This is a genomic window from Streptomyces sp. NPDC052101, from assembly GCF_040680235.1.
In the GTDB taxonomy this organism is placed as follows: domain Bacteria; phylum Actinomycetota; class Actinomycetes; order Streptomycetales; family Streptomycetaceae; genus Streptomyces.
In genome coordinates, this window is the sequence record NZ_JBFAWH010000012.1 from 168,022 (window position 1) to 180,279 (window position 12,258).

Consider the following 12,258-nt stretch of genomic DNA (forward strand, 5'->3'; position numbering starts at 1 on the left):
TCCCCCGCCCCGCACAGTGAGGGCATGGACGAACGACAGGCCCGGTCCTGGCTCGCCACCGCGCTGGACGAGGCCCGTGCCGGGCTCGCCGAGGGCGGGATCCCGATCGGCGCCGCCCTGTACGCCGCCGACGGCACCCTCCTCGGCCGCGGCCGCAACCGCCGCGTCCAGGACGGCGACCCCTCGGCCCACGCGGAGACAGCGGCGTTCCGCGCGGCGGGACGGCGGCGCACCTACCGCGGCACGACCATGGTCACCACGCTCTCCCCGTGCTGGTACTGCAGCGGCCTGGTCCGCCAGTTCGGTATCTCCCGGGTGGTGATCGGCGAGGCCACCACCTTCCACGGCGGTCACGACTGGCTCGCCGGGCACGGTGTGGAGATCGTGGTCCTGGAGGACCCCGAGTGCGCCGCGGTGCTGCGCGCCTTCGTCGAGGACAACCCGGAGCTGTGGAATGAGGACATCGGTGAGTGACACGCGTGTTCCGACCATTGATCTGCGCCCCTGGTTCGGCGGCGACGAGGAGGCCCGCGCCGCTCTCGCCCGTACCGTCGACGGGGCGCTGCGCACCGCCGGATTCCTGCTGGTCACCGGGCACGGGGTGGAATCCGGGCTGCGGGCCGGGGTGCGGGAGGCGGCGCGCGCGTTCTTCCTGCTTCCGGACGAGGTCAAGCGGCGCTACGCGGTGAAGGTCGGCGGCCGGGGCTGGCTCGGGCCCGGCGCCGAGGCCAACGGGTACGCGGAGGGTACGCAGACCCCGCCCGACCTGAAGGAGTCGCTGACCTTCGCCACGGACGAGCCGTTCGACGATCCCGTCGTCGACGCGGAGTGGTACGCGCCCAACGTGTGGCCCGCCGAGGTGCCGGGGCTCCGGGCGCTCTGCACGGAGTACCTGGCGAGGATGGCCGCCCTGGAGAAGGAGCTGCTGTCGCTGCTGGGATACGCGCTGGGGCTGGAGCGGGACTTCTTCTCCCGGCACATGGACCATCCGACGTACGGCTTCAACATCAACTGGTACCCGGGCACGGAGGTGGTCGGCGAGCCGCTGCCGGGGCAGTTCCGGATCGGGCCGCACACCGACTTCGGGACCGTCACCATCCTCGACCGGCAGGCCGGCCGGGGCGGGCTCCAGGTGTACACGGACGAGGGCGGCTGGCAGGACGCGCCGTACGACCCCGCCGCGTTCACCGTCAACGTCGGCGATCTGCTGGCCCGTTGGACCGGTGACCGGTGGCGGTCCGGGCGGCACCGGGTGCTGCCGCCGCCGCTGGACGCGCCCGCCGAGGAGCTGATGTCGCTCGTGTACTTCGGCGAGTGCACCCCCGGCACCCTCGTGGAGTCCGTGCCGGCGCCGGTGGGCCGGGTGGCGTATCCGCCGGTCGACTCGCATGTGTACCTGCGCGAGAAGCTCGACTCGATCACCGTCGATTAGTCAATCCGGTGTCAACGCCACCACCCGTTCCGTTGAAATGAACCCGGCGCGCATGTCCCGGCCGCGCCCTGCGGCATTGCCTTGAAGGGGGCCCGTAACCAGGGCCCCTTTTCTGTGATGGGAGACGCGTGCGAATCACTGACATCCAGCGCTGCGAGGTCCGGCCGGGACGGCTCGTCGAGTGGACACTGAGCCCGGCGACCGTCGCGGCGGCGACGGCGCTCCCGGAGGACTCCCGGCCCCCCGCCTACATCCAGGAGTCCCACATCAGGACCGCCAAGTGCGTCCGGGAGGACGGGCTGTTCGTGCCGACCTGGCTCGGCACCGCCTTCGACCTGCCGGGCCCGGTCGACCTGGAGGTGCTGCAGGGGGCGCTGCGCGCCTGGACGGTACGGCACGAGACGCTGCGCAGCGGCTTCCGCTGGGCGGGCCCCGCGGGAAACGAGCTGCGCCGGTTCACCCTCGACGCAGCCGACGTGTCCCTGCACCAGGAGGAGGCGGGCGACTTCCCCGACGCGGACGAGCTGGTCCGGCACCTCCAGGACCGTTTCGACACCGTCGCGGACGCGCTGCGCTGGCCGAACCTGATCTACGCCGCGGTCGTACGGGACGACGGCGTCAGCGTGTACATGGCCTTCGACCACAGCAACGTGGACGCCTACTCGCTGAGCCGGATCGCCGCCGAGGTGCACGAGCTGTACACGGCGGGCCTGGCCGGCACCGAGCCCGACTCCCTCGCCCCGGCGGCCAGTTACGTCGACTTCTGCGAGATCGAGCGGGCCGACGCGGACGCCATCGACGACCGGCACGCGATCGTGGACCGCTGGCGCGACTTCATCCGGCGCTGCGAGGGCAGGCTGCCGAGCTTCCCGGTCGACCTCGGCCTGGAGCCGGGCGGTCCGCTGCCGCGGCAGCGGATGCTGTGCGAGCCGCTGGCGGACGCGGCCGAGGCCGCGGCGTTCGAGGCGTACTGCAGGCCGTACGGCGGCAGCCTGGTCGGCCTGCTGGCCGCGACCGGGCTGATCGTGCACGAGGTCGGCGGGCACTCGATGTACCGGACGGTGGTGCCGTTCCACACCCGGGTGAAGTCGCGCTGGAACGACTCGGTGGGCTGGTACGTGGGCGGCGCCCCCATCGAGATCCCGGTCGGCCCCGCGGCGGGCTTCCCGGACACCCTGCGGGCGGTGCGCGCCGAGCTGCAGGCCAACCGGTCGCTGGCCCGGATGCCGCTGGCCCGGGTGCTCAGGCTGCTCGGCGCGGACTTCCGGCCGACCTCGCCGGACCTGTACTCGATCGTCTCCTACGTCGACGCCCGGGCGGTCCCCGGCGCCGAGCGCTGGGCCGAGCAGCGGGCGCACTCACTGCTGCGGGTGTCGTACGGCGACCAGGTGTGCGTGTGGGTGAACCGGCTGCACGAGGGGCTGTGGCTGGCGAGCCGGTACCCGGACACGGACGTGGCGGCGAAGAACCTGCGGGTGTACGTCGAGCGGCTGCGCGACCGTATCGTCTCGGTGGCTCACGACAGCCTGTCCGCGGTGTCCTGACGGGTGCGCAGCCGGCGCCGACCTAGGTGAACTGCCCGGGCAGGGGTTCCGAGAGCTCCTGTCCCGGAAGGGTCCGCGCGGACCGCAAGCCTTCGATCAGGCGTTCGAAGCGGGCCCGCCAGCGCCGCTCCGACTCCTGCTCGCCCTGGAACTCGTGCGTGAAGCGCAGCGCGCAGCCGTCGGCCCCGGCCCGCTCCAGATGGAACCTGATCCGGCCGCCGCCCTCGACGGTGTACTCCGCGACCCGGTCCACGTCCCACGCGGTGACGCGCCCGCTGCCCAGGTCGCGCAGGGCGACCGCGCCACCGAGCCGGGGTTCGAGCAGATCGACGGCGGTGCACCACGCCCCGAGTCCCTCGGGGGTGGCCACCGCCGGCCAGACGTCTTCCATGGTCCTCGGGAGCCGCACCTGGAAGTGGAGTATGTGCGTGTTCCCGTGGGTCTGACTGGTGCCCTGTGCGATGGAACCGCTCATGACACCAGTGTGGGCGCCCTTCGGCTCACACGCCCGCGTAGGAGTGCTTGCCGCTGACGAAGATGTTGACGCCGTAGTAGTTGAACAGCCAGCAGCCGAAGGCGATCATCGCCAGGTAGGCGGCCTTGCGGCCCTTCCAGCCGGCCGTCGCCCGGGCGTGCAGATAGCAGGCGTAGGCGATCCAGGTGATGAAGGACCAGGTCTCCTTCGGGTCCCAGTTCCAGTAGCGGCCCCAGGCGTCGCCCGCCCAGATCGCGCCCGCGATGATCGTGAACGTCCACAGCGGGAACACGGCCGCGTTGACCCGGTAGGCGAACTTGTCCAGCGAGGCGGAGGCGGGCAGCCGCTCCAGCACCGAGGTGGCGAAGGCGCCGGGCTTGCCGCCGGTCTGCAGCTTGTTCTCGTACGAGTCCTTGAACAGGTACAGGATCGTGGCGACCGCGCCGACGTAGAACACCGCGCCGCAGAAGATCGCGGTGGAGACGTGGATGTACAGCCAGTACGAGTGCAGCGCCGGGACGAGCTGGTCGCTCGCGGTGTAGAGGACGGTGACCGCGAGACCGAGGTCGAGCAGGACCGTGGTGATCAGGAACAGGCCGAGCCAGCGCACGTTCTTCTTCAGCGCCAGCAGCGCCAGGTACACCCCGACGGCGACGGTGGAGAAGGTGATGTTGAACTCGTACATGTTGCCCCACGGCGCCCGCTGCACGGAGGCCGCGCGGGCGACGACACCGGCCAGCTCCACCAGGAAGGCGAGCACGGTGAGCGAGATGGCGATACGGCCGTAGAGGTCGCCCTGCACGTCCCCGCCGTGCGCGCCGGGACCGTCCGGCACATCGCGGGCGCCGGACGCGGAGCGGACGACGACCTTGGGCCGCTCCAGCACGGCGGTGCCGCCGGCCTGCTTCACGGTGACGGCGGGAGCCTTCGCGGAGGTGTCCGCCGTCAGCGCCGCCGCCGTACGGGCGACCTTGCTGCGGCTGCCGAGGAGCCATTCGAAGATGTAGGCGAAGAAGGCCAGCGTGTAGACGGCCATCGACGAGTAGATCAGCGTGTTGCTGATGCTCGCGAGGTGTTCGTTGGTCGCGACGGCGAGATCGGTTGCGGCGGCGAGAGTCACTTCTCAGCCCCTTCGGCAGGTACGACGGAGGATTCGGTGGAGTCGTCGTCGGGTTCGGTTGCCCCCGGCGCCTGGTCGTAGAGGATTCCGGCGAGGTCGCCCAGTTCCTCGGGCACCTTGGCGGACTCGCTGCGGCCGAGCCCGGCCATCTCGACGACCGTCACGCCGTCGGCGCCGCGCACCGCGCGCACCCACACCCGGCGCCGCTGGATGAACAGGGAGGCGGCCAGACCGAAGATCGCGGCGAGGGCACCGCCGAGCGCCCAGCCGCTGCCGGGCTGCTGGACGACCTCGAAGCCGGCCCATTCCTTGATGTCCTTCTCGAAGGTGATGGACCCGGCGCCGTTCGGCAGGGTGAGGGTGTCGCCCGGCTGCAGCAGCTTCTTCAGCAGCTGGCCCTTGCCGTCCTTGAACGCCTTCATGTGCGTCTTGTCCAGCTGGTACACGCTCTGCGGGATGCCCGCGTCGACGCCGAGGTCGCCGTGGTACGCGTTCACCGCGAGCAGCGGGTTCACCAGCGCCGGGAACTGCGAGAGCATCGTGCCGGCCTTGGGATCGAAGGTCGGCACGAAGAAGGCCTGGAAGCCGAGCTGTTCCTTGTGCCCCTGGGCGTTGCGGTAGCCGTCCATCACCTTGACCACGCCGTTGGAGGTGACGTTTCCGTCGAGCGGCAGCAGCGGTACGGCGTCGCGGTAGACGACGTTCCCCTTGCCGTCGCGGACGGTGACGACGGGCGCGTAGCCGTGGCTGACGAGGTAGACCTTGGCGTCGCCGATGTGCAGCGGCTCGTTGACCTTGATGGTGGTCGACTTCTCCTTGCCGTACGCACCCTGGCTGTAGTCGAGCTTCGCCTCGAAGGTGCGCGGCGTGCCCCGGTTGGGGCCGGTGACCTCGTAGGTGCCCTTGAAATCCTTCAGATCGAAGCTGAACGGCACGAGGTCGTCGTTCTGGAACAGGCTGCCGGACTTGAAGTCGTCGTACTGGAGGATCGAGTTGGAGAACCCGTCGCCCTCGACGACCAGCTTGGTGCCGTCGGACTTGAACAGCTGGCCCCAGGCGAAGGCGGTCAGCAGCACGATCAGGGCGATATGGAAGGCCAGGTTGCCCAGCTCGCGCAGATAGCCCTTCTCGGCGGCGACGGCGTCACCGGCGACATGGGCGCGGAAGCGGCGCTTCTTGAGCAGCGCGAGCGCGGCCTCGCGGACCTGCTCGGGCTCGGCCGTGGTGCGCCAGGTGGTGTAGGCGGGCAGCCGGGTAAGCCGCTTGGGCGCCGCCGGCGGCCGGCCGCGCAGCTGGCCGACGAACTGCCAGGTGCGCGGGACGATACAGCCGATGAGGGAGACGAACAGCAGGATGTAGATCGCGGAGAACCACACCGAGCTGTAGACGTGGAACAGGCCGAGCTTGTCGTAGACCGGCGCGAGCGTCTTGTGGGCCTTGCGGAAGTCGTCGACCTTGTTCAGGTCCGCGCCGGCCTGCGGGATCAGCGAGCCGGGGATCGCGCCGAGCGAGAGCAGCAGGAGCAGCAGCAGCGCGACCCGCATGGAGGTCAGCTGCCGCCAGAACCAGCGGGCCCAGCCGATGACGCCGAGGCCGGGCGCGGCGGAGAGTTCCTCCGCCGGTGCGGTGGACAGCTGGGAGCCGGCGGCGCCGAGATCCTCCTGGCGGTCCTCCTGGTCCCGGCTCTTGTCGGTTTCGGTTGTGCTCATCGATCAGATCCCCACAGTGAAGCCGTCGGACCAGGTCTGCATCTGCTGCACCAGACTGTCCCAGGCGCCGGTGAGCAGCAGCACACCGGTCGCGATCATCATCGTCCCGCCGACCCGCATCACCCAGACGTAGTGGCGTTTGACCCAGCCGAAGGCGCCGAGGGCCTTGCGGAAGGCGATGGCGGTGAGCACGAAGGGGACGCCGAGGCCGAGGCAGTAGGCGACGGTCAGTATCGCGCCCCGGCCGGCGCTCGCCTGCTGGGAGGACAGGGCGATGACGGAGGCGAGGGTCGGACCGATGCAGGGGGTCCAGCCGACTCCGAACAGGGCGCCGAGCAGGGGCGCGCCGACCAGGCCCGCGGTGGGCCGCTTGTGGAAGCGGAACTCACGCTGGGTCAGCCAGGGCATCAGTCCCATGAAGAAGACGCCCAGCAGGATCATGAGGACGCCGAGCACCTTGGACAGGGTGTCCTTGTACTCCTGGAGAGTGGAGCCGAAGAAGCCGAACAGCGCGCCGCCGGAGACGAACACGGCGGTGAAGCCGAGGACGAACAGGAAGGCGCCGGTGGCCATCCGCCCGCGCCGGGCCTCGGCCAGGTCGGTGCCGGCGACCCCGGTGACATAGGAGAGGTAGCCGGGGACCAGCGGCAGGACGCAGGGGGAGAAGAAGGAGACGAGCCCGCCGAGCAGCGCCACCGGCAGGGCGATCAGCAGGGCACCGCTGCGCACCGTCTCGTTCTGGCCCGTCAGGGCCAGCGTCACGACTGCGCTCACGTCACTTCTCCGCGAGGACCGGCTTGAGCATCTTCAGCAGCGTCGCGTCGTCGAGCGCCTCCAGGGCGCGCGCGGCGACCTTGCCGTGCCGGTCGATGACGAGCGTGGAGGGGATCAGCTGCGGGTTGAGCGTGCCCTTCTTGAAGCGGAGCATCAGCTTGCCCGAGGGGTCGTACAGGCTCGGGTAGGTGATCCCGTGCTCCTTCTCGAAGGTCACGGCGGGGGTGGTGCTGGTGTCGCGGGTGTTGATCCCGACGAACTGGACGCCCTTGCCCTCGTACTGCTTCGAGACCTTGGCGAAGTACTGCGCCTCTTCCCGGCACGGGCTGCACCACGAGCCCCAGACGTTGATGACGACGACCTGGCCCTTGTAGTCGGCGACGTCGATGGTCTTGCCGTCGATGGTCTTGCCGGACAGGTCCGGGGCCGTGGCGCGCTTGTCCGCCGACACGGTGTCGATGCCGTTGTTGCCGGTGACGAAGTTGGTGTTGCCACCGCCGCCGGAGGTGCCGCCCTTGCCGCACGCGGACAGGGTCACAGCCGCCACGGCGGCCACGGTGCCAAGCAGGACGACGCGGCTACGGGTACTCATGTGAAAAGTTTCGCATGCCAGTTCCGGCGATCTCGCGCGCCCCCCTGCCGGGCGGAAAACCGCATTTCAGGGCGTATTTACACTGGACATTTCCGGCAGGGGGTCAGGCGGCCGGCCGAGCAGCCGGCCGGACGACTAGGCGAGGAACTGCTTCCAGCCGCCGATGGGCTGCTGCCCGACGCCCAGGGTGCGCAGCTTGGCGATCACCTCGGGCTTCTGTACGTCGATCCAGTCGACGAACTGCCGGAAGGAGACCATCCGGACGTCCGCGCCCTTCTCCTTCTCCGCCGCGATGTGCTTGAAGGCCTCCTCGACGGAGTCCATGTAGATGCCGCCGTTCCAGTGCTCGAAGTGGTTGCCTATGAAGAACGGCGCCCGGTTCGTCTTGTATGCCCGCTCGAAGCCCGCTATGTACGCCCCCGCGGACTGCTTGCGCCAGCCCGGGTAGTTGTAGGCGGGCGCCTTGGTCGAGTTCTTGGACTGGTTGGCGAGCATGTTGTAGTCCATGGACAGGACCTCGAAGGAATGCCCGGGGAAAGGTATCGCCTGCAGCGGCAGGTCCCAGATCCCCAGCTTCTTCTCCGGCCACACCTGGCGGCCGCCCGGCGAGGAGGCGTCGTAGCGCCAGCCCAGCTTCTTGGCGGTGGGCAGCAGGTTGTTCTGGCCGAGCAGACAGGGCGTACGGCCGCCGACCAGTTCCTTGTCGTAGTCGAAGGGCAGCGAGGGCATGTCGGACCAGCCGGTGTTGGTCCGCCACTCCTTCACGAACGCCTTGGCCTGGCGGATCTCGCTCTCCCACTGCGACGCGGTCCAGTTGCCCACCGTGCCGTGACCGGAGCAGAAGTGCCCGTTGAAGTGGGTGCCGACCTCGTGGCCCTCCAGCCAGGCCCGGCGCACATTGGTGAGGGTCGCCTTGATGTGGTCGTCGGCGAGGTAGCCGATGTCGGAGGCGCCGCGCGGGTTGTTCGGCGGCTCGTACATCCGCTTCTTCGCCTCGGGCAGCAGATACAGCCCCGAGAGGAAGAAGGTCATGCTCGCGCCGTGTTCCTTGGCGAGGTCCAGGAAGCGCGGGAAGAGCCCGTTGCCGACCTCGCCGGCGCCGTCCCAGGAGAAGATCACGAACTGCGGAGGGGTCTGGCCCGGCTCCAGCGGCTCGGGCTTGTCGGGCTGGTGCGGCTGCTTGCCCGTGAAGGACGTCGAACCGTCCCCGATCGGCCGGCCGGAGCGCGAACCGTCTTCGCCCTGGCCGTTCTTCCCGTCATCGGAACCGGCCGAGTGCCCGGCACCGTCCGATGACGTGTGGGTACCGCAACCGGCGAGGGTGGCGGCGGCAGCCGCGCCCGCGCCGAGGCCGAGTATTCCCCGGCGGGAGAGAGTCCGGGAGACGGTGCGCATGGAAATCCCCGATTCGTCGCGCCTTCTGGTAGTCACCCACTGAGATGACGCGACGGCCGGGGAGGTTCACCTTGATTCGTATGTTTTTCGCAATATCTCCGGCAAAAGCACCCTATGATATGTCAAATGGAGTGCCAGGACCGGCAGTTAGGCGCCGAAGGCCTTGCTCTTCCCCTGCACCGGCTTCGCACCGGCCCGCAGATGGACCGGGACGAGATCGATGGCGGGCTCGCTGTAGCCGACCGACACGATCTTGTCGCCCAGATATGTGAAAGTCGTCAGGGAGGCGAGTGTGCACTGCCGCTTGCGCGGATCGTGCCACAGCCGGCGCCGTTCCACATAGGACCGCACGGTCCAGATCGGCAGCTGATGACTGACCAGCACCGCCTCGTGCCCGCGGGCCTGGTCCTTGGCCGCGTTCAGCGCGCCCATCATGCGCACGACGATGTCGACGTACGGCTCGCCCCAGGACGGCTTGAACGGGTTGACCAGGTGCTTCCAGTTGTCGGGCTTGCGCAGGGCGCCGTCCCCGACCCCGAAGGTCTTGCCCTGGAAGACGTTGTCGGCCTCGATGAGCCGCTCGTCGCTGTCCAGGTCGAGACCGTGCACCTTGGCGATCGGGGTGGCCGTCTCCTGCGCCCGCTCCAGCGGCGAGGCGCAGATGTACGTCACATCCCGCGAGGCGAGGTGCTCGGCGACCCGGTCGGCCATCTGCCGCCCCAGGTCGGACAGGTGGTAGCCGGGCAGCCGCCCGTACAGGACCCCGTCCGGGTTGGCGACCTCACCGTGCCGCATGACATGGACGACGGTGACGTCCTTGTCCCTGCCGCTGACGGTGCTGCCGATGTCGTTGCCGATGCTGTTGCTCACGCGGTGGCCTCCGCAGCCGCCCGGGCCGCCGCCGGAAGGGCGTCGGCGATCTTCTGGATGGCCCGCTCGTCATGGGCCGTGGACACGAACCAGGACTCGAAGGACGACGGCGGCAGATAGACGCCGTTCGACAGCAGCGAGTGGAAGAACGCCGTGAAGCGGTACGACTCCTGCCGCTTGGCGTCCTCGTAGGTGCGCACCCGCCGGTCGGTGAAGAACACGGAGAACATGTTGGAGGCGTTCTGCAGCCGGTGCGCGACGCCCTCCTTGCTCAGCGCCTCGGTGACGAGCGCCCGGATCTGCGCGGAGACCGCGTCGACCTTGTCATAGGCGGCGTCGTCGAGCAGCCGCAGCTGGGCGAGCCCGGCGGCGGTGGCGACGGGGTTACCGGACAGCGTGCCGGCCTGGTACACGGGCCCGGCCGGAGCGAGATGCGCCATCACATCGGCGCGCCCCCCGAACGCGGCGGCGGGGAACCCGCCCCCCATCACCTTCCCGAAGGTCATGAGGTCGGGCTTGACCCCGTCGATCCCGTACCACCCGGCCCGGCTGGTCCTGAAGCCCGTCATGACCTCGTCGGAGATGTAGAGGGCGCCGTTCTTCCGGCAGGCGTCCTTCAGCCCCTGGTTGAACCCGGGCTCCGGCGGCACGACGCCCATGTTGCCGGGCGAGGCCTCGGTGATCACGCAGGCGATCTCGCCCGGGTACCGGTGGAAGGCCTCCTGCACGGCCTCCAGGTCGTTGTACGGCAGCACGATCGTGTCGCCGGCCTGGGCACCGGTGACGCCGGGGGTGTCGGGGAGGGCGAACGTGGCCACACCGGATCCGGCGGCGGCGAGGAGGCTGTCGACATGCCCGTGGTAGCAGCCGGCGAACTTGATCACCTTGGACCGCTGGGTGAAGCCGCGAGCGAGCCGGATGGCGCTCATGGTCGCCTCGGTGCCGCTGCTGACGAGCCGCACCTGCTCGACGGGCTCCACCCGGGCGACGATCTCCTCGGCGAGCGCGACCTCTCCCTCACCGGGCGTACCGAAGGACGTACCGCGCGCGACGGCATCCTGGACGGCGGCGATGACCTCGGGGTGGGAATGCCCGAGGATCATCGGCCCCCAGGAACACACGAGATCGACGTACTCGCGCCCGTCGGCGTCGGTCAGGTACGGGCCGCGGCCGGACACCATGAACCGGGGCGTGCCGCCGACCGCGCGGAAGGCGCGGACCGGCGAGTTCACACCGCCTGGCGTGACGGTGGAGGCTCGCTCGAAGAGCGCCTGGGAGGCGGGCGCATCGTAGGGATAGGGCGTTTCGCTCAGGGCACTCATGACGTGCGACTTCTCCGACTTCTCGGACTCCGGCTGCTGGGGTGACCTCCTCAGGGTAGGCCGCCGCGGGGCAGCCGCGCGGCCCGCCTCCGGATCGAAGCGGCGCCGTCCGCCATCTGCGAGACTGAGAGCTGATACACACAGCTCGTACGCACGTACATGAGCAGGGGCCGGATAGAACCCGTGGACTGTTGTTCCACCGCACGTTTCGGCGGGCGGCCGTGGGGGAGGTCACTGACACGATGATCGGGTTGCGCGGCGGGGGCCACGCGTCCTAGAAAAGCAGTCGGGTGGAGATATGCATCGCGGTGGCGGACTGGGCGAGGGGACTGATGACCTGGGTCCTCGACGTGCCCGGCGGGGAAGGCACCGGCGCGACGCGGAGGAAACGACCGAAGCACGACAGAACGACGCACGTCAGACACAGGGTGTACCGAGCGAGCCCGAGCGGTACGACCGGCAGGCCGATCGCCAGCTGGACCGTCAACCGGACCGGCAGATCGACCGCCGGCTCGACCACCGGGCCGACCGCCAGCGGGCGGGGAGCAGGAATGGTGGTCGGGTGGGGGTGACGTACAAATACTTCGGCGCGCCGGACGGCGCGACTGCGGCTCGCGTCCCCATCTCGATGCGCCCCGAGGAACTCGGCGGCGACGAGCTGGGCATGAACGGCATGTTCACCAAGATCAAGCCGGAGACGATGGCGGCGATGGTCCTGACCGGCATCGAAGGCGTCCCCCTGCACAAGGTCCCGCCCCTGGAACTGGTCGTCCTGCACCCCGACTACGCGGTCGTCAAGCTCCCCATGACCGTCGTCGACCCCCTGCGCGGCATCGGCGAGGAAGCGGTGGGCGCGGCGGCCTTCATCTGGTCCACAGTCCCGGACCGCGGCGGCCCGCGCGACGCGTTCAACGTGTACCAGCTGCTGCACGAGTGGCAGGACTTCTCACATCGGCTGCATGAGGCGGGGCATCAGCCGTACTGCCTGGTGTGGCCCTGAGCTGGGGCTTCGGTGGGGTTGGGCG

12 protein-coding genes are annotated in these 12,258 nt (G+C 69.7%); 4 read left to right on the plus strand and 8 right to left on the minus strand.

Features of this window, described 5'->3' with window-relative positions; genetic code table 11:
- Positions 1 to 24 precede the first annotated feature (24 nt).
- The 3 genes from AB0L75_RS22505 to AB0L75_RS22515 all read left to right on the plus strand — a co-directional run bounded on the left by AB0L75_RS22505 (position 25) and on the right by AB0L75_RS22515 (position 2,976).
- A complete protein-coding gene (locus AB0L75_RS22505) occupies positions 25 to 474 on the plus strand; it encodes a nucleoside deaminase (protein WP_365183498.1) in 450 nt (149 codons plus the stop codon).
- Positions 455 to 1,432: a 2-oxoglutarate and iron-dependent oxygenase domain-containing protein gene (locus AB0L75_RS22510; protein WP_365183500.1), complete on the plus strand. Its 978-nt coding sequence runs from the start codon at positions 455 to 457 to the stop codon at positions 1,430 to 1,432. Before AB0L75_RS22505 ends, AB0L75_RS22510 begins: the two co-directional genes overlap by 20 nt.
- Positions 1,433 to 1,560: 128 nt before the next feature.
- The gene (locus tag AB0L75_RS22515) at positions 1,561 to 2,976 is read left to right on the plus strand and encodes a condensation domain-containing protein (RefSeq protein WP_365183502.1); all 1,416 of its coding nucleotides are present in this window, start codon (positions 1,561 to 1,563) and stop codon (positions 2,974 to 2,976) included.
- Between the two features lie 22 nt (positions 2,977 to 2,998).
- Here the strand turns inward: AB0L75_RS22515 and AB0L75_RS22520 are convergent, their stop codons facing one another.
- From AB0L75_RS22520 to hemL, 8 genes are all read right to left on the minus strand, one after another.
- Entirely contained in the window at positions 2,999 to 3,451 is a 453-nt protein-coding gene (locus tag AB0L75_RS22520) for a hypothetical protein (RefSeq protein WP_365183503.1), read from the minus strand.
- Between the two features lie 25 nt (positions 3,452 to 3,476).
- A complete protein-coding gene (gene ccsB, locus AB0L75_RS22525) occupies positions 3,477 to 4,571 on the minus strand; it encodes a c-type cytochrome biogenesis protein CcsB (protein WP_365183505.1) in 1,095 nt (364 codons plus the stop codon).
- Positions 4,568 to 6,280 (minus strand): cytochrome c biogenesis protein ResB, encoded by a 1,713-nt coding sequence (locus AB0L75_RS22530; protein WP_365183507.1) that lies wholly within the window; start codon positions 6,278 to 6,280, stop codon positions 4,568 to 4,570. The genes ccsB and AB0L75_RS22530 overlap by 4 nt, the downstream gene beginning before the upstream one ends.
- Before the next feature lie 3 nt (positions 6,281 to 6,283).
- Complete coding sequence (locus AB0L75_RS22535; protein WP_365183510.1) at positions 6,284 to 7,054, minus strand: cytochrome c biogenesis protein CcdA; 771 nt, start codon at positions 7,052 to 7,054, stop codon at positions 6,284 to 6,286.
- Position 7,055: 1 nt separating this feature from the next.
- Entirely contained in the window at positions 7,056 to 7,646 is a 591-nt protein-coding gene (locus tag AB0L75_RS22540; RefSeq protein ID WP_365183513.1) for a TlpA disulfide reductase family protein, read from the minus strand.
- Between the two features lie 135 nt (positions 7,647 to 7,781).
- On the minus strand, positions 7,782 to 9,041 hold the full coding sequence (locus tag AB0L75_RS22545) for a hypothetical protein (protein ID WP_365183516.1): 1,260 nt from the start codon (positions 9,039 to 9,041) through the stop codon (positions 7,782 to 7,784).
- 147 nt (positions 9,042 to 9,188) lie between these two features.
- Positions 9,189 to 9,836 (minus strand): histidine phosphatase family protein, encoded by a 648-nt coding sequence (locus AB0L75_RS22550; protein WP_365183725.1) that lies wholly within the window; start codon positions 9,834 to 9,836, stop codon positions 9,189 to 9,191.
- Positions 9,837 to 9,907: 71 nt separating this feature from the next.
- The gene (hemL, locus tag AB0L75_RS22555) at positions 9,908 to 11,224 is read right to left on the minus strand and encodes a glutamate-1-semialdehyde 2,1-aminomutase (RefSeq protein ID WP_365183728.1); all 1,317 of its coding nucleotides are present in this window, start codon (positions 11,222 to 11,224) and stop codon (positions 9,908 to 9,910) included.
- 571 nt (positions 11,225 to 11,795) lie between these two features.
- Here hemL and AB0L75_RS22560 point away from each other — a divergent pair.
- Positions 11,796 to 12,233, plus strand: a complete 438-nt coding sequence (locus AB0L75_RS22560) for a hypothetical protein (RefSeq protein ID WP_003974483.1) — start codon at positions 11,796 to 11,798, stop codon at positions 12,231 to 12,233.
- Positions 12,234 to 12,258: the final 25 nt, after the last annotated feature.

Coding starts and splice junctions, on each gene's coding strand:
- AB0L75_RS22540 (WP_365183513.1), bottom strand. CDS start 7,646: ATGAGTACCCGTAGCCGCGTCGTCCTGCTTGGCACCGTGGCCGCCGTG.
- AB0L75_RS22520 (WP_365183503.1), bottom strand. CDS start 3,451: ATGAGCGGTTCCATCGCACAGGGCACCAGTCAGACCCACGGGAACACG.
- AB0L75_RS22550 (WP_365183725.1), bottom strand. CDS start 9,836: ATGCGGCACGGTGAGGTCGCCAACCCGGACGGGGTCCTGTACGGGCGG.
- AB0L75_RS22530 (WP_365183507.1), bottom strand. CDS start 6,280: ATGAGCACAACCGAAACCGACAAGAGCCGGGACCAGGAGGACCGCCAG.
- AB0L75_RS22510 (WP_365183500.1), top strand. CDS start 455: ATGAGGACATCGGTGAGTGACACGCGTGTTCCGACCATTGATCTGCGC.
- AB0L75_RS22505 (WP_365183498.1), top strand. CDS start 25: ATGGACGAACGACAGGCCCGGTCCTGGCTCGCCACCGCGCTGGACGAG.
- AB0L75_RS22545 (WP_365183516.1), bottom strand. CDS start 9,041: ATGCGCACCGTCTCCCGGACTCTCTCCCGCCGGGGAATACTCGGCCTC.